This window comes from Polyangiaceae bacterium, assembly GCA_020633235.1.
Taxonomy (GTDB): Bacteria; Myxococcota_A; Polyangia; order Polyangiales; family Polyangiaceae; genus JACKEA01.
Genome location: JACKEA010000001.1, coordinates 1,470,179 through 1,492,792 on the forward strand (window position 1 = coordinate 1,470,179; position 22,614 = coordinate 1,492,792).

The 22,614-nt window shown below is 68.2% G+C and carries 16 protein-coding genes and 1 tRNA gene; 6 read left to right on the forward strand and 11 right to left on the reverse strand.

Annotated features, from left to right (window positions below):
* Window positions 1–322: 322 nt before the first annotated feature.
* From H6717_06555 to H6717_06565, 3 genes are all read left to right on the forward strand, one after another.
* Window positions 323–805, forward strand: coding sequence for a hypothetical protein (locus tag H6717_06555; protein ID MCB9576673.1), 483 nt, complete (start codon window positions 323–325; stop codon window positions 803–805).
* Between the two features lie 152 nt (window positions 806–957).
* A complete protein-coding gene (locus tag H6717_06560; GenBank protein ID MCB9576674.1) occupies window positions 958–1,728 on the forward strand; it encodes a hypothetical protein in 771 nt (256 codons plus the stop codon).
* Between the two features lie 40 nt (window positions 1,729–1,768).
* A complete protein-coding gene (locus tag H6717_06565; protein MCB9576675.1) occupies window positions 1,769–3,181 on the forward strand; it encodes a hypothetical protein in 1,413 nt (470 codons plus the stop codon).
* 87 nt (window positions 3,182–3,268) lie between these two features.
* Here the strand turns inward: H6717_06565 and H6717_06570 are convergent, their stop codons facing one another.
* Window positions 3,269–3,502 carry a hypothetical protein gene (locus tag H6717_06570; GenBank protein ID MCB9576676.1) on the reverse strand — a complete coding sequence of 78 codons (234 nt, stop codon included), beginning with the start codon at window positions 3,500–3,502 and terminating at the stop codon, window positions 3,269–3,271.
* A gap of 699 nt (window positions 3,503–4,201) precedes the next feature.
* Between H6717_06570 and H6717_06575 the strand changes: the two genes are divergently transcribed.
* Window positions 4,202–5,191, forward strand: a complete 990-nt coding sequence (locus tag H6717_06575) for a helix-turn-helix domain-containing protein (protein MCB9576677.1) — start codon at window positions 4,202–4,204, stop codon at window positions 5,189–5,191.
* Window positions 5,192–6,289: 1,098 nt separating this feature from the next.
* Here H6717_06575 and H6717_06580 read toward each other — a convergent pair.
* Together H6717_06580 and H6717_06585 are read right to left on the reverse strand one after the other, a co-directional pair.
* Window positions 6,290–6,361: transfer RNA gene (locus H6717_06580), tRNA-Gly, on the reverse strand.
* Window positions 6,362–6,509: 148 nt separating this feature from the next.
* Window positions 6,510–7,316, reverse strand: a complete 807-nt coding sequence (locus H6717_06585) for a class II glutamine amidotransferase (protein MCB9576678.1) — start codon at window positions 7,314–7,316, stop codon at window positions 6,510–6,512.
* 129 nt (window positions 7,317–7,445) lie between these two features.
* Here H6717_06585 and H6717_06590 point away from each other — a divergent pair, with 129 nt between their 5' ends.
* Complete coding sequence (locus tag H6717_06590; GenBank protein MCB9576679.1) at window positions 7,446–8,150, forward strand: hypothetical protein; 705 nt, start codon at window positions 7,446–7,448, stop codon at window positions 8,148–8,150.
* Here the strand turns inward: H6717_06590 and H6717_06595 are convergent.
* From H6717_06595 to sthA, 3 genes are all read right to left on the reverse strand, one after another.
* Window positions 8,147–9,358, reverse strand: coding sequence for a sigma 54-interacting transcriptional regulator (locus H6717_06595; protein ID MCB9576680.1), 1,212 nt, complete (start codon window positions 9,356–9,358; stop codon window positions 8,147–8,149). The two genes, H6717_06590 and H6717_06595, sit on opposite strands and share 4 nt — an antisense overlap.
* A 355-nt stretch (window positions 9,359–9,713) precedes the next feature.
* Window positions 9,714–10,088 (reverse strand): CBS domain-containing protein, encoded by a 375-nt coding sequence (locus H6717_06600; protein MCB9576681.1) that lies wholly within the window; start codon window positions 10,086–10,088, stop codon window positions 9,714–9,716.
* Window positions 10,088–11,491 (reverse strand): Si-specific NAD(P)(+) transhydrogenase, encoded by a 1,404-nt coding sequence (gene sthA / locus H6717_06605; protein MCB9576682.1) that lies wholly within the window; start codon window positions 11,489–11,491, stop codon window positions 10,088–10,090. The genes H6717_06600 and sthA overlap by 1 nt, the downstream gene beginning before the upstream one ends.
* Before the next feature lie 29 nt (window positions 11,492–11,520).
* On the opposite strand from sthA, the gene H6717_06610 reads away from it, so the two are divergent.
* Complete coding sequence (locus tag H6717_06610; GenBank protein MCB9576683.1) at window positions 11,521–12,147, forward strand: hypothetical protein; 627 nt, start codon at window positions 11,521–11,523, stop codon at window positions 12,145–12,147.
* A gap of 3 nt (window positions 12,148–12,150) precedes the next feature.
* Here H6717_06610 and H6717_06615 read toward each other — a convergent pair whose 3' ends face one another.
* From H6717_06615 to H6717_06635, 5 genes are all read right to left on the reverse strand, one after another.
* Complete coding sequence (locus H6717_06615; GenBank protein ID MCB9576684.1) at window positions 12,151–13,218, reverse strand: GGDEF domain-containing protein; 1,068 nt, start codon at window positions 13,216–13,218, stop codon at window positions 12,151–12,153.
* Window positions 13,219–13,291: 73 nt separating this feature from the next.
* The gene (locus tag H6717_06620) at window positions 13,292–13,717 is read right to left on the reverse strand and encodes a CBS domain-containing protein (protein MCB9576685.1); all 426 of its coding nucleotides are present in this window, start codon (window positions 13,715–13,717) and stop codon (window positions 13,292–13,294) included.
* A gap of 41 nt (window positions 13,718–13,758) precedes the next feature.
* Window positions 13,759–16,908 carry a DUF1998 domain-containing protein gene (locus H6717_06625; GenBank protein ID MCB9576686.1) on the reverse strand — a complete coding sequence of 1,050 codons (3,150 nt, stop codon included), beginning with the start codon at window positions 16,906–16,908 and terminating at the stop codon, window positions 13,759–13,761.
* Window positions 16,905–19,223: a hypothetical protein gene (locus H6717_06630; protein ID MCB9576687.1), complete on the reverse strand. Its 2,319-nt coding sequence runs from the start codon at window positions 19,221–19,223 to the stop codon at window positions 16,905–16,907. Before H6717_06630 ends, H6717_06625 begins: the two co-directional genes overlap by 4 nt.
* An 8-nt stretch (window positions 19,224–19,231) precedes the next feature.
* A complete protein-coding gene (locus H6717_06635; protein ID MCB9576688.1) occupies window positions 19,232–22,516 on the reverse strand; it encodes a hypothetical protein in 3,285 nt (1,094 codons plus the stop codon).
* Window positions 22,517–22,614 lie beyond the last annotated feature (98 nt).

The following is a 22,614-nucleotide window of genomic DNA, read 5'->3' on the forward strand; positions in this document are numbered from 1 at the left end:
CGCTCCGGTCACGTGGGAACGGCCCCCGCCCGAGGACGTCGTGGTGTGGCGAGCGACAAGCCGGTACACCTGCCGGCCGAGTATGGAGCTCGATCTCCGCGCAGAGCGTCTGTTGCTCACGTGCAGGTCAAGCCGCCGCGGCGGGCCGAGGACGAAGTCGAGGTCAACCGTCGTGAGCTTGAAAAGCGATGAGGACGCCGATCTCGCGTAAGTGCGTCAACCCCTCGACTCGCTCGCGCTCGCTGAGCCTCACCGATGATTGACGGGGGTCTGCCATGACGATGTCGAACGCGTCGCAAGGCTCGCGCAACGAAGCAGTGGGGTGATCATGTCGCCGGCAGAATACGAGGTGCTGCATCGAGCCGAGTACGGCTGGCTGTGCAAGAAACTCGGGCTCGGTCCGGTTTCCCTTTTCGTCACGCCTACCAGCGACGAAGAGCCAGAGGATCCGCGGTACGGCGGGGCACGTCGGTGCATCTACATTCCGTTCACAACGGGCGATCTCGAGGTTCATGGCGCGTCACCAACGCCGGACCACGGCCCGCCAACTTGGATTGCCAAGTCGCCTGAGGGCTGGGACTACTGGGCCAAGTGGCGCACCGATCTTTGGCACGAAGTCACCCATCAGGTCCAAGACCAGATCCTCGGAATGTGGAACCCGCACGATGGCGACGATGGACACGCAGAGGGCTGGGACGAGGCACTCGCCGAGGTGTCGCGGCGGCTTGGCGATCGGAGTGCCGTGCTGAAAGAGCTGCTCGCCGTCGACAGATTCGCGGTCGCGATGGGGCGTGCACTAAGGTAGGTGGGACACCATGGCCGCCCGCGGTGCCGGCTCCTCGGGACGTCCTTCGGGCTACAGTCGGCCCGAGGTACCGGGGTGTCATGTGCTGGGTCGTTCTTCAGTGGAGCGTTCGGATGCTACTTCGGCGCGGCCGCGCTATTCTTCGTCGGCTGATGGAGATCGAACCTGCGGTCTTGTTCTTCCAGTGGCGACCCGACGATGAGCGCGACGAGATCGCGGAGGCCATAACCATTCTGAGAGGCGAGCACGCCCTCGGCGGAAAAGGGCGCGCGCGCGGCGTGCTGCCGTTCATTGCCGAGCACACGTGCACCAGCGACGACCCCCGACAGTTCGCAGCCGAGCTCGAGCGCGAGCTAGCAAAGTTGCCCGAGCTCCAGGTGCTCTACCTTTCTGCGCATGGCCTCGACGATGCGATCGCGCGCGACCGGGAAGGCCGCGCGAGACTCGACTTCAACGAGCTTCGCCCGTTCCTTGAGCGTGGGCTTTGCCGGTCCAGCAACGTAACGGTCGTGTTCGGCCTCTGCTACGCGCTGTCGCCGCGCTCGTTCGTGACGTCTATCTTGCCCGCCGCAGTGGTCGAAGCATACGGCTTCACGGCTACGCCCGAAGGGAAGGATGTCGCCGCGCTCATCGCTGGCGTCCTCGCCGACGACGTGACTCTCATGGCGAATGCAAGCGCGGAGAACGTGGCGCTCTTTGGGAAGGGCGTGCCATTTTCGCAGGCGGGGCCGGTCTTCGAGGAGCTACAGCGTCGGCTTGACGCCGCAGTTGACGACTACGAGAGTACGCACGAGCCGGAGTTCTTCGTGGCTGGCTGGAAGGGGGCCTCGGTGCGGCACATCCGGCGCAGGCAGGGCGGGACGTGGGAGACGGTCACTTCCGTCGCGGTTCCGGGCCGCGGTGCCATCGAGCGCGAACGCTAGAGTCCACCCGAGGCGACAGGCCGGTGTATCCTGCGCAACGATGCCAACCTGCCTGTTCACCGGCGACGCTTTGGGGCGCGACACGCGCGTCGAGCACACTATCCCGCGAAGCCTCGGGGGGCGCGTGCGGTCCCAAGAGGTCTCCTCGAACCGGTTCAACAGCGCAACGTCGAACCGCTTCGACGATGTCCTGTGGCAGCCGTACGGAGCAATTTTCAACTACCTCGCGCCGCTGCTCGCACGGGAGCACGCCCAGCGGGCGCTCGAGCTCGATGTCGGCGGGGAACGACAGCCGCTCCATCCCGGCGGCGAGCTCGGTCTGCGAGGCATGAGGGTGGAGCGGCGTAATGCGCATGGACGCCCGGAGGCGATTGTCCATGAGGATCCGGCGATGGTAAACGCGTTCGCGGCGAACGCTGGGTGGGGCACTTTTCACGAGACCCACGAGATCGCGAACGTACTTGCTGAGGGCAGGCGTCGCGTACCCGCAATGCTGCCCGCCATGGAGATCGCGGCCTTGAAGTGCGCGCTCCTCACGCTCGACCACGTCTTGCGGGATGATCCCGCGCGCTTCACGCGCAGCGGCTGGCTAAGCTCGACCAGGGAGTCGATCACCAACATTGTCCTCGCGGACGGCGACCCGGTCGCCTTTCTCGATCGCGTAAGCTGGGGCGTGCAGTACGAAGAACTCGAAGCGCTAGCCGAGCTCCGGCAGTGGGTCGGCGCGCCCCCAACGCCGTTTGAGCATCTCGTTGCCGCTTCCGGCAACCCTCGAACAGGCTGCGTCGACGTCGTGTGGCTGCTGGCCGGGGTCGATCCCTGGGCGTTTCGCCTGACGAGGCTTTGGAACGGCCCCCCGTTCACCGTCGTGGCTGGATGTGGAGTCCTGCGCGAGGCGGCGGTCTGGCCGACGGTCGCTTCGCCCGAGTGTCTGTGGGAACTCTGTGGTCGATCGGAGCGGCGGTCCTGCCATCCAGCGAACGTCGGAGAAGCGACCTTGCAGAGGGTCCTCGGAGAGGTCTCCGCGGCTCGGCGAGAAGGCTTTCGCCGCGCAGTCGACCTCGTCGAGCGGCGGTGCGATGACGTGGTTCGTAGCGGACTGTTGAACCTCGCCCGCTTCGACGATGCGGAGCCCATCATTGCTCCGGGCGACACGTCAATTGGCAGAGGACTCGAACGCCGACTGCACCGACTATTCTGGTCGCGAGTTCAGGACGCAGAGGGCCGGCGAGTCTTGGACGACGCTCTTGCGGCTGCCACCGCAACGCTGCGTCCGGAGACGCGAGACCAGCGCGTGACTCGCGACGATGCGCTGGGCAACACGGTGGACTGGCCGACGTGGCTTCGGTGTCATCGCAGCGTGCTCAATGCAGTCGCGAACCCGCTCGGACTACCTGGCGAGCTGCGCACGATCAGCTTTACGATCGAGCCCGCCCCCGCCCAGACGCGATGATGCGTCGAACGGTAGGCATTGCCGAGCACTCCAGGTAGGCGCGGGTTGACGTGGGCGACGTTCATGTCGCCCACATCCGTTCGGAAGTCACTCTGCGCGGGGACGATCGCGCCGCTCCGCATCGACACGCTCGTCGATGTTGCGGAGTTGGACCGTCGTCGCGGGGTTCGTTGGGAAGTAGTCGAAGCGGAGGTTCCAGCTGCCGTCGCGGTTCTCGAAGGCGACGCCGATGCGCGTCCAGAACTTCTTGGTGTCGGTGCCCTCGCCACGCTCCACCACCGCCACGATCTGCTTCATGTTCGTCCTCGTGCTGCTGCTCATGACCTTGTCTGCTTGCGTGAGCCGTCGGCTCGTTCGTCCCGCGCGGGCTGCCGGCGCTCCTCGGCATGGCGGGCTGCCTTTCTCGGAGGGCTCCCTCCGGGAAACCGTGAAAGCAGAAGCTCGCCACCCGAAGGGCCCGATGGTGCGAGGCGCGCCGTTCTGTGCTGACCGCGAGAAACGACGCCGAAAGGAAGCGCTGGAGACGAGTTCAGGCGGCAACCGGAACAGGCCAGATCGGTGACGGCTGTGGACCGCGGCGGACCCCGGTGCAAGGCTCAGCACCCCGGCGCATCGGTGGGCGGCTAGCGCCATCCGACGCTCACTTTCATCTCAAAGGGAACCCAGACCTCGGCAACCTCTTGATTCTGTTGGGCAGGAAAGTCGAGTTGCAGGCCCGCGATCTGAACCCACCGCGCGCGACTGGTCGCGCCCAAAGGTGCCCGCTACCCGGTGCCCGACGTCGCGAAAGCACCAATCCAGCTGAATGTCCGGCATTCTCAGGCCGCAAAGCGGCGCAATTTCGGTCCCTGTAGGGCCCCAAAAGGGCCGCAGAACGGCTCCACGTCGGCTTCCAAACTCGCCGCACGCAACATGCCGTACTTGACCGCCTCACGGCCGGAGCTCACGTTCTAGTCGTTGCCGTCACCCCCCGACACCGTCGCCTGGCTCGCGCGGTTCCGCGCCGAACCAGAATCAGCCATGAAGCATCTGGTCCTGACGCTGGACCGGCAGGCCGCCCTCCGCGTGATCGAGGGGGCACGCCCCCTGGCGGTCGGAGGTGCGGCGGAGATGCTCGATGCCCTGATCGCCTCCTGGAGCGGCACCACGGACGAGACGTGGTTCATCCTCCGCGATCTCGCCCTTCGACCGCCCGAGGTGGATCCCCTCGCGGACATCCCGTCGCCCGCGGGCTTGCCTCCGGAAGCTCAGTCGGAAATCGGTCGAAAAACACTCCGCGCCCTGCGCACCGTCGTCCGCCAGCGCGCCCTTCACCTCGCCCGCAAGCTCGCTCCGCCCCCGACCCGACCCGTTACGCAGCTCCGCGGTCGCGCGCGCGAGCACCGCGCGCGTAGCTCGCCTCGAGCCCGCGCCGCGCCTTCCGCTGCCGCCGCGGACGCGGACCCAGAGCCACCACCAAGCCCACCACCGTCGCGTTTGCTGACGACGCGTGAAGCCGCAGCTTATTGCGGTTTCAAGAGCACTTCTGCGCTTCGCAAGGCGAAGCACGAGGGCCGGATTTCGCCCGCCGGCCGCCGAGGGGGCAGGGGAACGCTCATGTGGGACCTGGCGGAGCTCGACCGATTCCTGGAGGGCAGGGCACCTGGTACGATCGCCGCGGATCGTCCGGGTGCGCCCTCCGAAGGAGACGCACATGGACAACTGGACACGTCGCTGGAACAGCTGGGTCGCCCGAACGCGGGTACCCGGCGTTTGGAAACGAAAGAAAGGAGGACATCTCGTGCGAGCCCGAGTGGTGGATCCCGTAACGGGTCGCACGAAAGAGATCCGCAAGGTGCTGCCGGAGGCGGATCTGGCGGAGGCCTACAAGTGGCTCTCGGAAGAGCGGGCCCGCGTGCGGGCCGGCCGCATCACAGCGGAGGTACCGAAGACGCGCTTCGCCGACTTCGCGGTGTCCGTGCTGGAGCACAAGGTCCAGCAGGGGCATCTAAGAAGCCCAAAAAGCGTTGAAAGGTGGAAGCACACCCTGGAGCATCTCATTGGCGGAACCGTTACCGCCGATGAGTCGCGCCACGTGCCCGGCTTCGGCGATTGCTTCGTCGATCAGCTCCGGAGCGAGCACGTGGAGCAGTGGAGAGGCGGATTGGTGGAGCTCATCGCGGCGGGCGAGTACTCGCCCAACACGACCAACGGCTGGCTCTCGGTCTTGCGCGTCATCGCGCGGGAGGCCAAGCGCCGGTTCCAGCTCCCCGAGCTGTTCACGGACGGCGTGCCGGATTTCGACACTTCCCAGCACGTCAGCTACCCCGAGGAGGCGCCGAACTCGCTCAGCCGCGAGCAGGTGCCGCTGTTCCTGGCCGCGCTGCGGGAGATGCACCCGCAGCACTACGCCATGGCCTACCTCGGGTTCGCCACCGGGCTGCGTCCCTCCACGCTCCGGCCCGTGCGGCGTTCGGGCTCGACGCCGGACGTCCTGTGGGACCGGGGCCGCCTCCTGATCCGCCGCTCGCAAACCCTGGGAAACCGGCCGCTGGAGACCACCAAGCAACGGACCCGTTACGCCATCGACTTGCCCGAGGAAGCCGTAGAGGTTCTCCGCTGGCATGTCAAAACCCAGCTCGTCACGCCGGAGCAGCAGGAGTCCGTCCTGCTCTTTCCGTCCGTAACGGGTGGCTTCCGGGCAGCCACGGTGCTCAACAAGCCCTTCGCCGCGGTGTCCGATGCCATCGGCCTCGGTTACTGCTTCACCCAGAGCGGGATGCGCCGCACGTTCAACGATCTGGCCCGAGCCGCTCGGGTGGAGGCCATCGTCACGCGCAGCATCTCCGGGCACCTCACCGAGCGCATGCAGCACCACTACTCCACAGTGCGCCCGGAGGAGCAGCGCGAGGGGATCGCCCGCGTCATCGACCTCATGTCGTGGCATGGCGATTCGGCTAGCGAGGCAAGTGGTACTCAGTCAAACCCGGGTTCCACCGACCAAAGTGGTACTCATTTGACAGCGAGTGGTACTCACGGTGGTACTCAGCCGCCGCCGAGTGGTACTCACCACGAAAAAACCGGCTAGCGCGACCACGCTAACCGGTTGATTCTGCTTTGCTTGTCTTGAGCGGGAGAAGGGATTCGAACCCTCGACGTCCACCTTGGCAAGGTGGCACTCTACCGCTGAGTTACTCCCGCGGAGGGCGGGAGAAGTAGCTTTAGCGGGGGGCCTTGTCAAGCTCGCGGAAGCGCGCTCGGGGCTGGGGCTCAAATCTCGGTTTTTCGGGGATTGTCGGGGCGCCGCGGAACCTCCCGGAGCCCTGAAACGGTGCGGACGCCGCGGCCCTCAGCCAATGACGTCTCCGTCCCGGAGCACGATGAGCTCGCCCTCGCCGAGGGGCTGCCAGGGCTCGTCGCTCAGGGGCACGGTGGCCACCAGCACGATGCGCTGAGCCGGGTCGCCGTCGGCTATTTCGATGCCCGCCGCCAGGCGCGCGGAGTCGACTTCGCAGCTGCGGACCAGGACGTGAAGCCCCGGCGGGCGGCGGTCGTGGGTGATCGGGTTGTAACGCTTGTGCGCGTGCACGAAGGTCACGTCGCCGTCGGAGTACAGGAAGTTCGCCGCGCCCAGGGGCGCGATGTCACGCGCGAACTGGGCGACGATGGCCTGGCGCTGTGCGAGGGGCGGCGCTGCGCGCTGGGCGTCGAGCCACACGGGGCGTAGTCGCTCGATGAGCACACAGAACGCATGCTCGGAGTCCGTGTCGCCCACGGGGCGGCAGCCCGCGGGGCTCAGGGGAACCGCGCGCTCGACGTCGTCGAGGATCCCGTTGTGGGCGAACACGTGCGTCGCGCCGCCGAGCTCGCGCGTGAACGGCTGCGTGTTGGCGAGGCACTTTTCGCCCTGAGAGGCGTGGCGCACGTGGGCGATCACGCTGGCACTCACCGGCGCCCAGCGCGACAGCAGATCCGCGCACGCGCTCGAGGCGCTGGGGGAGGGCTCGCGCAGGATGCGAGCGTCCCGCCCCTCGTAGAAGGCCACGCCCCAGCCGTCGGGGTTCTTGTCGTTCACGGTCCCGTGGCGAGCGAACTCCTGCCAGCTGAAGGTGAGCCGGGTGGGCAGGCGGCTGGACATCGCGAACAGCTCGCACATGGGAGCTGGATGATACCCCGCTGCGATCGCCGGTGAGCCGGGTGTGCCGAGTGTGCCGCCGTGGAAGCTGGAAATTCCGGGAAAAGTGGCCGCTCGAGGCTGGCGCACCCCTTGCAAACGTCAGCCCTCATGTTGCGTTCCACCTCCGCCCTCGCCGCCCTTTTCCTCCTCGTCGCCTGTGGCGGCAGCACCCAGAACGACTCCGCCAGCGGCGGCGGCTCAGCGGGCAACGGCGCGACTGGGGGCACCGGAGCCCTTGGAGGTAGCGGCGGCAGCACCGGTGGTAGCGGCGGCGCCACGGGGGGCAGCGGCGGCGTGGCGGGGGATGGTGGCAGCGGCGGCCTCCCGGACGCCTGCTCGGCGCCGTCGCCAGGTCCCGGACCCTACGAGACGACGTTCCTGTTCACCAACGACACTTCGGAGCAGCTCTTCCTCCGGGCGTACTGCACCCTGGAAATGAGCGTCAGCTCGTGTGCCAAGGCCTACGCGGACGACATCGCGATGAACGCCGGCTGCACGGTCGACTGCGCCAACAACGATCCGGGGGGCTGCATCGCGTGCGGCGCGTGCCCGATGTTCGGGGAGCAGGTGACGCCGGCAAAGCCCTACCAACAGGTGTGGCAGGGCATGAAGTACACCTTCGACCAGAACGCCGAGGGCTGCCAGTGCCATGACAGTATTGCCGCGCCGGCGGGGAAGTACCGCGTGACGGTGCCCGTGTACGCCAGCGAGGACGACGCCATGTTCGGCAAGCCGCTGCGCGAGGTCACGGTGGACTTCTCGTTGCCGGCACCCGGCAACGTGGTCGAGGTTCCGCTGGGGCTCACCAACTAACGCTTGCGCTTGCCCTTGCGCGGCCGCGGGATGCCGTAGGCGTCGATGCGCGCGATCAGCGTGCGGCGCGGCAGGCCCAAGAGCTTCGCCGCGCGCGTCTGGTTGCCGGCGCAGCGGTCGAGGGCATCCAAAATGCGCTGGCGCTCGACGTCCACCAGCTCGTTCTTGAGCCCGGCCCTCTGGGCCGCGCGGCGGCTCGCGCTGGAGAGCACGGAGGCGGGAAGGTGCGCGCGTTCCAGCGTGTCCGCGGGGCACACCAGCACCGCCGCCTGGACGGCGTGCCGGAGCTCGCGGATGTTGCCGGGCCAGTCGTGTTGCTGCAGGGCGACGACAACCTCGGGGTGTACGGACGGCGCGCCGCGCCCCACCTCCCGCGACGATTCTTCCAGGAATTCCACGAACAGGCGCTTCAAGTCATCGGGCCGCTCTCGCAGCGCGGGGACGTGCACCACCACGCCGCACAGACGATGGAAGAGATCGGCGCGGAACTCGTCGGCCGCCACCATCGCTTCCAGATCCCGGTTGGTCGCCGCCACGAAGCGCACGTCGAAGGAGCGCGGCTTGAGGGCGCCGATGCGAAACACTTCCTTGCACTCCAGCGCGCGCAAGAGCTTCGCCTGCACGGGCTTCGGCAGCTCGCCCACCTCGTCCAGGAACACCGTGCCGCCGTCGGCACTCTCCAACAGGCCCGCTTTCGGGGCGTTCGCTCCGGTGAAGGCGCCGCGTTCGTAGCCGAAGAGCTCGCTCTCCAAGAGCTGCTCCGGGAGCGCGGCGCAGTTGATGCGAACGAAGGTCTTCCCCGCCCGCGGCGACTGGTCGTGCAGCCGCTCGGCGAGGAGCTCCTTGCCCACGCCCGTCTCGCCCACCAGGGTGACCGGAATGTTGCCGCGCGCCACACGATCGATCGTTTGGCGCACTTGGTCCATGTTGCCGCTGGTGCCGTAGGGGATGGCGTCCTCGCTGTCCGCCGCGCGGATCACGATCACCGCGTCTCCCACCTCCACCAGGGATCCCGCCCGGATCACCAACGGCCTGCCGCGCTCGGCCAGCGTGCCGTCCACTCGGGTGCCGTTCTGGCTGTCGAGATCTTCGATGCTGAGCGGGGGCCCGGTGTGCAAGATCGCGTGCCGCCGTGACACGGACGGGTCGTCCAACCGGAGATCCGCGTCCGCCGCGCGGCCCACCAGCAGCTCGAGGTCGGGCGCCAGATCCGCCTCGGCGTAACCGCCATCCCAATAGAGCAAGGCGCGAGGTTGCTTGCCACGGTCGAAGCGGAGCTTCTCCGTGGGCTGGTCTTCTCGGCGCGGCCCGGCCACGCGGGGATATTAGGCGTCGTGCCTGCCGGCTGTCGCGGTGGGGGCCGCGGAGCAGGCACATCTGCGTGGAGCGAGACTGTCCCTGCGCGCCTTTAAGCAAACATCGGGCCGAAGGCAGAAATTGCGAAAAACACGGAAATTACTGAAATCCGGTTCCCTCGAGTTGTGCAGGACTTGCACAACTTGTCAGTCAACTTGTGCAGACCTCGCACGATGATTTCCTGCGACACAGGCTGTCGCAGGGGCGCTATTCGGGCCGCCAGCCCCCGAGCAGGGCCTTCAGCACGTCCATGGGCGTGACCAAGCCCACGAGCTCGCCGCTCTCGTCCACCACTACCAGCCGGTGGGTCCCCGTCTCCACCATCCGCTTCACGGCGTCCATGGCCGGGTCCGCCGCCATCACCGCGAACAGCACGGGCGCCATCACGTCCCCGACCTTCTTGGGCTCGACTTGGTCCGCGACGTCCGTCGTCGAGAGCACTCCGAGCACGTGCCCCGCGGAGTCTCGCACCGGTGCGCCGTGATACCCCGCGAGCACGAGCTCGTGGGCGGCTTCCTTGGCCGAAGCTTCCGGGTCCACCGTGAGCACCTGTCGAGTCATCAAGTCCGCAACGGTTTTCATCACGCCTCCAGATGGACTTCGGCCCTGGCCAGACCCGCCAGGCACTCGTAGGCGGCGTACTTGTAGCTCTCCGCCAGCGATGGGTAGTTGAACACCATGTCGATGAACGTATCTACGGTGGCGCCGAGCTGAATCACGGCCTGACCGATGTGCACCAGCTCCGTCGCGCGCTCTCCGATGACATGTACGCCAATGAGCTTGCGGCTCTCGGTGTGGACGATCAGCTTGGTCATGCCGTCCAGGTCGCCGGTGATCTTGCCGCGCGCGTTGTTGCGATAGAGCGCCCGGCCCACCACGTAGGGGATGCTCTTGGCCTCGCACGTCTGCTCCGTCTCGCCCACCGCGCTCACTTCCGGAATGGTGTAGATGCCGTAGGGCAAGAGCTCCGCCACGGTCTTCTTGTACTGGAAGCCGAAGGCGTGGCAGACGGCCACGCGGCCCTGCTCCATGCTCACGGAGGCCAGCGCCGGGAAGCCGATCACGTCTCCGGCGGCCAGTACGTGCGGCAGGCGGGTGCGGTAGTGCTCGTCCACCGTGAGGTAGCCGCGGCTGTTGGGCTCGAGGCCGATGTTCTCCAGGCCCAGCCCTTCCGTGGCGCCCGTCCGTCCGGCCGCAAACAGCAGCTGCTCGGTCTCGATCTCGCTGCCGTCGTCCAGGCGGACCGTGACCACGTCGCCGTCGCGGCGCACGTTGCTCCAACGCCGCCCGCGCTTGAGGTCCACGCCCAGCTTGGCCATCGCCGCCCGCAGCCTGTCGATGAGCTCCTGATCCAGGAACGGCAAGATCTCCGTGCGCGTGTCGACCATCGTCACCGTGGTGCCCAGCGCGGCGAACATGCACGCGTACTCGCAGCCGATCACTCCAGCACCCAAGACGCACAAGGAACGCGGCAGCTTTTCGATGTCGAGCACTTCGTCGCTGTCGTGGATCTGGTCATCGTCGAAATCGATGTCCGGTGGACGCCGGGGGCGAGAACCCGTCGCGATGAGCACGTTGTCCGCGGTCAGCGTCGGGCCGCCCTCCACCTCGATGGTGTGCGGATCGACGAAGCGCGCGTGGCCGCTCACCCGCTCGATGCGATGACGCCGGAGGTTGTCGACGATGGTGGCGGACTCCGCCTCGATGATCGCCTCCTTGCGCGCCATCAGGCGTGGCAGCGTCGCGTCCTCTTCCAGCGCCACGGCGATGCCGTACAGATCGCGATTGCGATGGCCGGACAGGTACAGCGCGGCCTCCCGAAGGGTCTTGCTGGGCAGCGTTCCGGTGTGGACCGCAGCGCCGCCAGGCGCCGGTTTCTTCTCGACGATGGCGACCTTCTTGCCGAAGTACGCGGCCTGCGCGGCGCCCTTCTCGCCAGCGGGCCCCGCACCGACCACGAGCAGGTCGAAGTGGTTTTCCCTCACGCTCCCGAGGTTAGTATAGATTCGTCCTCGTGAACGAAGCGGATCGACGTGCCGTGCTCGCGCGGCGGGCGGCTTTCGTCAGCGCAGCGCTGGCCACCCTGGGTTGCTCGCCGGCGCGCCCCGAGCCGCGCGAGCCGGAGGTGGTGGCCGTACCTCCCGCACCGGAAGATGCAGGGACCACGGCCCAGGCCGACGCCGCGCCCCCGCCGCGCTCACCCAGCACCAAACCCGGCGAGCCGCCGTCCATGGACGTGCCGGCGGGCGTGAGCGAAACCGCGCAGAAGCGCTACACGCACCTGTTCGAGTCCATGCGCGCGCTGTACGACACCGTCGACAAGATCGAAGAAGCGCTGCCCAGCTGCAACGTTCAAGACGCCGCCTGCGAAGCGCGCTGGCGGGACGTCGCGGACCAGCTCCTGGAGATCCGCAAGACCCGCAGCTTCATGTATTTCTGTCCCGGCACCAGCGACGAAGCGCGCCAGTTCGCCGAGGCCCAGAAGGCCCACGAGGAGTACTTCAACGGGCGCCTGGGCAAGGTGAACACGCAGATCGACGCTGCCTGGTCCGGTCACGAGGAGCGCTGGAAGAAACTCCAGGAAGACGCCTACCAGGCCAAGCCGTTCCCGTGTCTCAGCTTCGCTTGTCAGGATTGGTGAGGGTCAGCTCTCGACGCGATTGCGACCTTGACGCTTGGCCCGGTAGAGCGCGGTGTCCGCCCGCGAGATGAAGTCTGCCGGCGCGTCCCCGCGGTGCAGCTCCGCGCAGCCGATGGATATCGTCACTTCCGGCAGCTCCACGCCGTCGTGCATGATCAGGGGCGTGAACGCCACCGCGCGCCTCAGCCGCTCTGCCGCCACGTGGGCGCCCGCCAGATCCGTACGGGGCAAGAGGGCCGTGAGCTCCTCACCGCCGTAGCGCGCCAGCAGATCCGTCGGGCGCAGTCGCTCCTTCAGGACCTGCGCCACGGCGAACAGCACGAAGTCTCCCGCGGCGTGGCCGTAGTTGTCGTTGAAGCGCTTGAAGTGATCGATGTCGATCATCAGCACGCTCAGCGGCTCGTTCTGCATCGCGCTTCGGCGAGCCTGGCGCGGGAGCATCTCTTCGAGCCAGCGACGATTGTGAAGGCCCGTGAGCGCGTCCACGCTGGCGTGGCGGCGATAGAGCTGCGCCAGGCGCCGCCCTTCGGAGATGGTCTCGTTGTTGCCGCGCAGCCGCGTGGACAGGATCGACAGCAGATTCACCGCTATCTCGTGGCTGGAGTAGATCAGCGACCAGAACACCATCGGGGTCAGCACCACCACCCGGGTCGGCTCTGCTGCCACCACGTGAGCGGAGCGGGCGCCGTTGTCCACCAGGGCCAGCTCGCCCACGGTCTCGCCGGGGCCGACGCTCGACACCTCGTCGGACTCCAGCGCGCCCACCCGCACGGCGCACTTGCCGCTCAGGACGATGAACACCTCGTGCCCCAAAGTGCCCGCCTCGATCAGCGTCTCCCCGGGCTCCAGGCTGCGCACCGGACAGCCCGAGAGCAGGTCGAAGGCGGCGTCCAGCGGGACGTCCGCAAACAGCGGCGCCCCCGCGAGCTCCTTCAGGGCCAGCGGAGCGCAGGTCACCGCACGCCGGGTCCCGGAGGAGCTGGGTACGGGGTGGGGGACCGCTCGCGCCGTGGGGAGGTCGCTGCCCGCGTCCTCGGGAAATGCGTCTGGAACGGCGAATCGACGTGTCATGGCCAGCCTCGAAGGCCCCGGCTAGGGCCTCGGCAATCCTGAACGGACGGCTGGCAGGGATCTTGAGGGGCCCTCAGTCCAGAAGGCGCAGGGCGAGCTCCAGGTAGTCCGTCGCCGTGACGATGCCGACCAGGTTCTTCTCGGCGTCCACTACCGGCAGGCAGCCGAGCTTGTTCTCCATCATGAGCTTGCCGGCGGCCTTCAGCGGCTCGTCCGGCCCCACCGTGATGAGCTCGGTCTGCATCACGTCCCGCACGAACAGGTTCTGGTTCATCAGCCGGGTCTTTTGCGCTCCGCCGGGCTCCAGGGCGCTGGCTGCGGCCCTGAGCAGATCGCGATGCGTGACCAGACCCACCAGCTTGCCGTCATCCACCACGGGCAGGTGGCGGAAGCGGTAGCGGTTCATGCCCTCCTCGATCTTGTCGAGGTTGTCCTCTTCGTAGAGGGTGATCACCTCGCGGGTCATGATCTCGGACACGAGCTGCGGCTTGTTCGGCATGGCTTCCCTCCGGGGCGGATTTTCTATCACGGCCGCTCTCGTCACGTCGACCGCGACCCCAAAACCTGGTCGAGGAGCGCGAGGACGCCCCGCCGCGACGGGGTCGTCGCTCCCCGGGGCGACAGGCAGGTGCCCCGCACGCAGCGGGGGCAGCCATCCTCGCAGTCGCAGCCGAGGGCGATCTCCCGGGCCCAATAGAGCACGTGGCGCACGACCTCGCTGCTTACGGCCCGGGCAAATCCAACCTCTCCCGGATGGCGGTCCACGACCAGCAGCGCCGGGTCGTCTCCTCCCTGCCAGCCCACGTCGAGGTCCTCCTCGCCGTGGCGCACGAAGGCCGGCAGCGCCGCCCGCGTCAGGTGCGCGAGGGCGTGGAGCGCCGCGTCGCTCGCGCCGTCCAGGTGCAGCGCCGCCACGCGGGTCTGGTAGCTGACCTCGATGGGCGCTTCGTAGCCGAGCTCGTCCGCGCGGGCGCGGGCTTCGTGAGCGATGCGAACGCCGAACACCGTCTCCTTCAGCGCCACCTTCGGTTGGTGAAAGCGCACGCTGGCACCGGCGCCCAGATGGAGCTCGTTGCCCCGCCCTGGCAGCGCCAGCTCGATGCTGCGCACGCGGCTGGTGAGCAGCCGGCGGCGCTCCGGCTCCGCTAGCAACACGCCTCCGCCGATGTCGGTCTGCTCGTCCGGCATCAGCACCCGGTAGCGCCGGCCGTCCACCACGAACACGCGCCCCGGGTACGCTACGCTTGCGATGCGCACTGCGTCCGTGCTGAGGATCACTTCGCCGTCCGCGCGATCCAGGAGCTTCCCCGTCGCCGCGCTCGAAGCCACGGTGCTGCCGCGCTCCGCCGGCGGCGCGGACAGCGACAGCTCCACGTCCTGACTCGAGGTTCCATCCCGCGACAAGAGCCGTCGCTCCCGCGCCATCACCCGCGGCGCCGCAGCCGCATCCGTCACGCGCTCTACCGCCCGCACCGGGAAATCCCGCACCGCATCGCTGCGCAGCAGCGGCGCTTCCGCCACCGCGCAGCGCAAGTGCCGCTCTGCCAGCTCCAGGTTGTCGGGGGCCGCCACCAAGCTCGAGCCGAGGGTCAGCATCGGATGCAGGCCTTGCGGCGCGAGCCACTCGGGATGCTTGGCGAACAGCCGGCTCATGGGATCCGGATCCGGTATCCACACGTTGACCATGCGGTCCGCTCGAACCACCACGCCGGGCGCTGCTTCTTCTTCGCCCTCATCGTCTGCTTGTTGGTCCGCCGCGGCCTCTTCGGGTTCCGCCTCTTTCTCGTCCTTCGCTTTGGGCTTCTCGAACCCGCCAAAGGGCAGCTCCACGTGCTCCACGTCCCCCCGGCGCCCGCCGATTTCCTGTGCCGAGGCCGTCCACACGCCGATGGCGCTGCGCCCCGCGTGCCGCGTGAAGAAGCCGAGCATCGCCGCCTTGTCGGCAGACAGTCGCGTGACGAGGGCCTCGGCCTGGTCGAGCTTCAGGTGCGTGTCGTCCCCCGGGCTGATCACCGCCTTGCCCCAGGTCAAGAGCACGCGGTTCACCTGCTGCTCTTGCTCGAAGGTCGACAGCACCGAAGAGAATCCCCAGTTCTCTGCGCTGTAGCCGCAGGCGATGGCCACGCCGCGGCTCGCCACCGCGGGGTGGAGCTCCGCCGGAGCTTGTGGCTCCGCAACCAGAACCTGCTGCATCGGAGCGCCGCGGCTGTCGGACTCGGGCCCGACGACGGTCAGGGTGGAGCCCATCAGGCGCTCGCAGAAACCGAGGACGTCCGGGCCGAAGGGGGCCACGGTGCACAGCACCTGCGGCTTACCGCCCTCCAGCTTCGCCGCGCGGTGAAGCCGACGCATCACGTACATCAGGTTCGCGCCCACGGCGCCCGCGTAGCGATCCAGATCGATGCCCACCACCAGGGAGAGCCCCGCGAGGAACGCATCCCAGTCCGTTCGCGCGGCGCACAGCTCGGAGTGCAGCTCCTCTGGGGTGGCGAACACGATCTGCGGCTGCCGCGTACGCAGATCGAGGCCGCGGCGGCCCTGATTCGCCAGATCGTGATGGTGGATCGCCCAGCGCCAGCCGGACTTGCGCGCCAGCTCGCGGAACGCGCGGGCTCGCCGCGCGCTTTCCGCGCGGTCCGGCGAGAGATACAGCACGCTGCCGCCGCCGAGGAGCACGGCTCGCAGGGCGAGCAGATCGCACAGCGTGCGCCGGCCGCTCAGCGGCGGCGTTTCCATCAATACGTTCTTGCCCTCGAGGATCGCTTCCGCCGCCGCCTCCTGGTGCACGTAGAAGCCGTCGATCTCGAGGTCCCGGAGCACGTCGGCGAGCATCGCGCTCTCCTCCGCCACGCGGGTGCGGGCGGCCAGGTGCTCGCCGTTGCCGGCCAGGGTGCCGCCGTCGCGCACGTCGAGCTGGGGACCGCGCGGATCGCTGGACAGCGCACGGACCAGCTGCGCCGGGTCGCGCTCCGTGACCTCCGGCTCGGCGCCGGCCTTCGCCTTGCGCTCGCGCTCCTTGGGCGGCTTGGGCGGAAGGACGAGGTTCAACGCCAGGCCTTCCACGACGATGGCGAGCAGCGCCCACACCGGCGGCGCCACGGCGCCGCTCACCGCTGCGGGCAAGCTCAGCACCTGCGCCCAGCGTAGCCCACGCACGAGCTTTCGATTCCACTCCTGGAAGCGGGGTTCCGCGGCGCCCGCTTCGAAATGCCCGGCGAGCTTGTAGAACCGCTCCGCGAAGGAAGTGCCGAGCTCCGCCTCGATCTCCCGGGCCACGCCGCCGTCCCCCTTGGTGAGCCCCAGGGCCCAGGCGGTGACCATGGCAATCGCCACGAACACGCTGTAGAGCAGCATGTAGCTGATGCCGAGCACCACCGCGTGGCGCGAGGGGCCGAGCTGTTCGACCGGCGCGTCCGACACACCCGTCATCCACTCGATCAGAGCTTGTGCGAAGGAACGCCCGGTGGCCGAGAGGTACGCGAGCAGCAGCGCGAACGCGATCCCCGCGACGAGCGCGGAGAACAGGAACACCGGGCCCGGGCCCAGGCGCTTCGAGCTCTGCCGAAGGGCCGACAGCAAGCGCCGCCCGACGAACGTGGCGATGAGCAGGGTGAGCCCGGTCTGCAGCACGGTGCCCAAGAGCGGCGAGTAGCGATACAGCGCCACCAGCTGATCGATGAGGCCGCTCACGACTTGCCCTCTCCGAGCACCACGATGCTCTCGCGGGTGAGGGCCGTACGCACCGTGACCAGGTGCACGCGATCTGGATCGCCGTGGGCCAGGGCTTGCGGCAAGCTGCGGGCGGCCTGTTTCGCTTCGCCCAGGGCGGCCAGCGCCCACTCCGGCGCGAACAGGTACTCGCGCTCCGCCGTGCGCTCGTCGAAGCCGGAAATTTCCAGCGGGACGCCGAGCTTGCCCGACAACTCCCGCACGAACTCCACCACGAAGGGGCCCGCGTGCTCCCCGAGCACTTCCGACGACGGCTCCACGTGGGGCCGCACGGCGGCGAGCACGTTGTCCGGCAACAGGTAGCTCGGTGCGTCCTCGGCGTCCGCGCGATCCTCGGACAGCGACTGCTCGAACAGCTTCTGCGCCAGATCCGGCGGCGGGCGCATGGCCTCATACGTCGAGGCCATCAGCTCCGACGACGCCCGCGTGCGGTACAAGAGGTCGCCGCCCTCGCCGCCCGCGGACTCGCTGGCCATGCGGCTCGCCTCGCCTTCGAACTCGCGCCGCAGGCGCGACAGCGCCGCCCCGATGCCGGTCAGCCGATCGACGTCGCGCGACGTGGCGTCGCGCAGGCGTGACAGGGCGCGGAGCGCCCAGGCGCGCATGACGAAGGCGAGCCGCGCCTCGTAGTAGCGCAGGATCGAGGGCTCGATGGCGTCCGACAAAAAGCGGCCGACGGCAGCGCGGAGATCATCGCGCGCCGCGAGCAGCGCTTCGTGACGTTTCTTCTTGTGCCGCGCGAGCCAAAAGCCGATGGCCGCGCCGAACAAACAAAAAAGCCAGAGGTAGACCCAGGGAGCTTCCACCACGTAGGCGAGGGGCCCCGTCACGCGGATGGAGCTCGCGGATGGAGCGAGGGACAAGAGCGGAACCTTGCGCCACAGCAGCGCCACCACGATCCACTTCGGCAGGAACGCGCAGAGCGCCGTGGCCACCGCCGCGGCCAGCACACCGAAGGCCACCAGCCGGTACGGCCGCGGTCTCAGGGTGCTCTCCTCTCGCAGCCCGCGAAACGCCGACTCGACCTGGTCCGGCTTCGGGAACGGCGGCAGCCGTTCGGTCCGGAGCTTCTTCGACAGCCGCTCGGTCTGCCGCGAGCTCTGGGCGTGCACCTGTTCCGCCAGGCGGAGGGCGAGGCCCCAACCGTGCGGCCCCGATCGCTCCAGCTCGAACAGCGCTGCCCGGGCGTCCGCCAACAGCTTGCGCGAGTGCGTGAGGCCGCGCTCGTCCGCCACCCGGCTGAGCTCGTCCATCTCCAGATCGTCCAGTCGCCGCACCAGCGCATCCACCGTTTGCTCCAGCGACTCGTAGAAGCCCCAGCCGTAGCTCTGATCGCGGATCTGTTCCGGCGTGTCGCGCTCGGAGATGCCGGGAAAGCTCACGTGCGGCGCCTGCGCGCGGAGCAGCTCGATCAGATCCTCGCCGGACTCGTGCTTCACGATGGCGGCTTCGAGATCCTCCGCGCTGGTCACCAGCCGGCTCGCGCGCGCCGCGCCCGATGCAGCACCCGCCGCCGGTACGTCGAGCATGCCCTCGACGAGATCTGCAGCGCTCTTCGCCACGCAGTACTGACCCAAGGTCAGCTCCAGCGTCGCGCAGCCGAAAGAGGCGAACAATCTCCGGTCCCGGAGCTCCCCCGGCGGGCTTCGGAGAAAGTCGCGGATGGGCTGTTCTTGTCGCAGCCTGCCGCGGAGCATCAGCGACAGGAAGCTCACCACGGTGCTGGACAGCTCCGAGAGAGAGAGCTCGTAGCGACTGGTTTGCTGCTCCACCACGAACACCCGGGGGACCAGGGCCGAAGGGTGTTGTTGGCTCGGCGCGGGAGCAAAAGCGTCGGCCTCGATGCGCGTCAGAGCCGCCGCGGCCTCCGCCGGGGCACGTCCGCTGCGCGACCCGCTGAGGCCGAGCACCGGCGAGAGCGTGAGGTTCGGCTGGTCGTGCGCCGAGAAAATGTGGCTGTACCGCGCTCGCAGGCGTGCTCCCACGCGCTGGATCAAATCCGGCACTGCGCTGCAGGCGTCCGCTTCACCCAGGTCCGCCACGATGAATACGTCCAGGGCCGGACGGCGATCGTCGCCGGGCGCGCGGCTCGAAAGCAAACCGGCGAGGCCCAGCAGGCGCTCCGCGGCGGCGAGCACGCGCTCCACGGGATCGCCGTCGCTCTGACCTTCGAGCAGGAGCGTCTGCGCCGTTTGCAGCGGACGGAGGCGCGCCACCACCTCGGCACCAAAGCTGCCGAGGCCGAAGACGATGGTGGGGCTCGAAACCCGGCTCAAGGCGCCACTTACATCTTGGCGAGCAGCGCCTCGAGGGCCTGCTGGGCAGCGGCGAGCTCTTGCTCGACGAACACTTGCTCCTTGCCTTCCAGAGCCAGGCGCAGGCGCTTGAGCTCATCGAGGTGCGCGCCCACCAGGCTGTTCGCGCCGGTCTTGTCGCGGTCTTCCACGAACTTGCTCTGCTTCTCGTCGATGGCCTGAACCAACCACTCCCGGATGGGCAGCTTGGCCTCGCGGAAGCGCGCGAAGGCGGCGTCGCGGAACCTGCCGAGATTGCGATCCCGCTCGGGAATGTCCTCGTTCGCGAAGCGGAACTCGCCATCTTCCGTCGCGGCCACCAGGCCCAGGCACTGCGCCCACACGAACTGCACCAGCTCCTCCGCGGCGCGGTTGGACTGCACGCGGTCGCGCTTCTCGAGCCAGGCCTTTCTGCCGTGCCCCGCGACCACCGCCTTGGGCGCGATGTCCGCCAGACACGACAGCTCGTCCGGCGCGCCCTCCCATCGCTTGTCGATGTGCAGCGGTATGTCCGGAACCTTGCGGCCTTCGCAGTGCTCCGCGTGGGTGGCCGCGTGCTTGGGTTGGAACGGCAAATCCTGCCAGCGGTACACCTTGCCCCGGGCGAGCTCGTCCCGCTTCACGTAGTGATAGCGGTCGTAGTAGTCGTCCATGCTCTCGATGCGATAGAGCGGCATGCCGAGCTCGCTCCAGTAGAAGGTGACCCGCTTGGGGTCGTCCTGTCGGAGCACGTCGCCACCCTTGACCGGGAAACGCTCGTTCTCGAGCAGCGCGGCTTTGACCTTGTCGTCGTCCAGGTACGCCGGGTGGGTGACCACGTAGCGCTTGGGCTCGATGCTGGTGGCGCGCTCTTCGCGCCGGAGGCGCAAGAACGGCGCGCACTTCTTCGCCGCGTAGTGGATCTTGTGGTGGATGTAGTCGTCCACGTCGGCGGTGGTCACCGACTCCATGGCCAGCTCCCACTCGCTCAGGTGGTCGCGATAGCGATGCGTGGCCGGGTCGCCGTGGTGCTTTCGCAGCTTGGACCAGGCCAGCGCCAGCCGCGCTTCTTCCCGCAGGCCGGAGGCGATTTCGAGGCCCATTTCGTCCAGGCCCCGCGGCTCGTCCTTGCCCAGCACGCGCTCCGCCCACAGCGTGCGACCGATCTCGACCAGGGCCTCGCTCACGGCCGCGCTCATGTGGCGCTCGTGGTGCACCGAGGCGTAGGCCTTCTGCACGGTGGGGAAGATCTTGCCGGGGTCGTAGTCCGCCGCGGGGTTCTCGCGCCGTTCGAACACCCAGTGCCACATGCGGAAGGGATCCGGATCCTCGTAGTTCTGGAAGATTTCCACGTCGAGCACGTGCTCGTTGGACAGGCCGCCCTCGTCTCGTCGCACGCCGAAGCGGCGCAGCTCCTCGCAGGAGGCCTCGAGCTTGGCGCGGATGTTGGTGAGCTCGGCGAACAGCGCGCCGAGGCGATTCTTCCGTTCCTCCACCGCCCGCAACAGGTCCTCGCACAGGTCCACGGTGCCGGCGCTGGCGAGACGGGTCTGCTCCGGGCCCTCCATGTTGCTCCGGTACCAGGCCATGAACTCGGGGACGATCTCCTGCCCGTAGTCGTTGCCCCGTACGTACTCGATGACGGTCTTGGGGGCGGCGTCGGTGAGCCGCTCGACCCATTGCATGTAGCTCTGATCGCGGGCGCGCAGCACCTGCTCCGCCGTGGACTCCGCGGCTCGCGCCTTGGCTTGGCGCTCTCGCAGCGCGGCGGCGACGCGGATCAAGAACAGCCGCTCGAAGATGGGGCCTTGCTCGCCCACCAGCTTGCCAAAGCTGTGCTCGTGCTGGTCTCCGGCGACCTCCTTGGCGATGAAGCCGGATTCCTGATCGATCTTCTCGCGGGCCTCGCCGGCGGCGGTCTTCCACGCCTCCAGCCGCTTGGGCATCTGGATGCGGACGCTCTCGGGATCCTCGTCGTACTCCAGCAGGCGGTCTTCGCTCCAGCGGGGTAGGGACACGTGCCCCGCCAGACGGCCGCACAGCTCGCCGTCGAACACGCGCAGGAAGCGGTCCACCGCGCCTTGAAGCTCCGGATTGCCGTCGCAGCCGTCCACGATGCGGCGGTAGAAGCCGCCCGTCTCTCCCGGCAGGTTCGCCTGCATCAAGAGGGAGCGGACGAACTCCTGGTCTCGCCGCTCGCGATCCGTGTGAGTGTCGCTCTCGGGCTCCGGCTTGTCGGGCAACGCGAAGGTGTGGTTCAGCGCCTCCACGGCGAAGCGATGCCCGCAGTACTCGAGGATGTCGTTGTCCGGTACCGCCAGCACGCTGAGGCCGAAGCTGCCGTAGCGCTTGGTGTAGTTCTGGTGATCCGTGACGCCCATCTCGCGTTCGTCGTTGTCCGCGGTGGACGCCTGACGGCCGAGGATGTCGCTGAAGATCTGCGAATAGGCGCTGTCCGCGATGGCCTGGAACACCTGTCGGGTGTCGGTGATCACCTCGCGCCCCGCGCCGATGTCATCTACCAAGTACACCTGGTCGAAGGCACGGCGCCGTACGATTTGCCGCTCTTTGGCCCGCGGATCGTACTGGAACTCCACCGGCTCGTCGTCGCTCGCCGCTTGCATGTGCTCGAGCTCCGTGAGCGCGGCGTAGCCGTTGGCCATGATCTTGTCGAGCTGCTGTGCCGGGAGCCCCGCGCGGCGGAACACCGCGGGCAGCACGAAGGTGCCGACCATCTGCGGCCGCGCGTGCTCGCGGAACAGGTCGAACAGCAGGTAGGCGAGGGGCAGGAACGCGCCGCTGCCGGTGCCGCCGGCAAGGCTCGCGTAGAAGTGCACCATGGGCGCCTTGTCCTGGTCCCGGAAGCGCGAGTCGATGCCGAAGGAGCGCCCTACGGCCTGCTCCAGGGAGGTGAAGACCTCGGGCTTGAACTTCAGCGTGAAGTACATGCTCAGGCGAGATTCGATGCGGATCTGCCCGGCGCCGGCGCCCGCCACGTCCCGCGGCAGGTAGTACTCGGGCCACCAGGAGGTGAACAACGGATCTTCCGGGGCGCCGCGCTCGCCGAAGGCGTGCGCAACGAAGGCGCGCTTGTCGAAGTTCGAGATCGGTACCCGGACGTCGACGCTCTCGGCCTGCTTCAGCTCGTGCTGATCGGTATCGAAAGCCATGAAGTGCACGAGGTCCGAGTAGCGCGCGTACTCGCCCTTGCGCCGCTTCAGCTTGCGCGCGATCTCGTTGACGATCTTGCTGCCGCAGCCGCCCAACCCGATGAACAGGTGGGGCGGGATTTTCATCTTTTGAATCATCGACTCCCCGCGTCCGAGTGGTGCGAGGGGAGCATATCGACCGGGCCCACGATGGGGAAGCGCTCCTTGACCAGTCGCGATCCGCT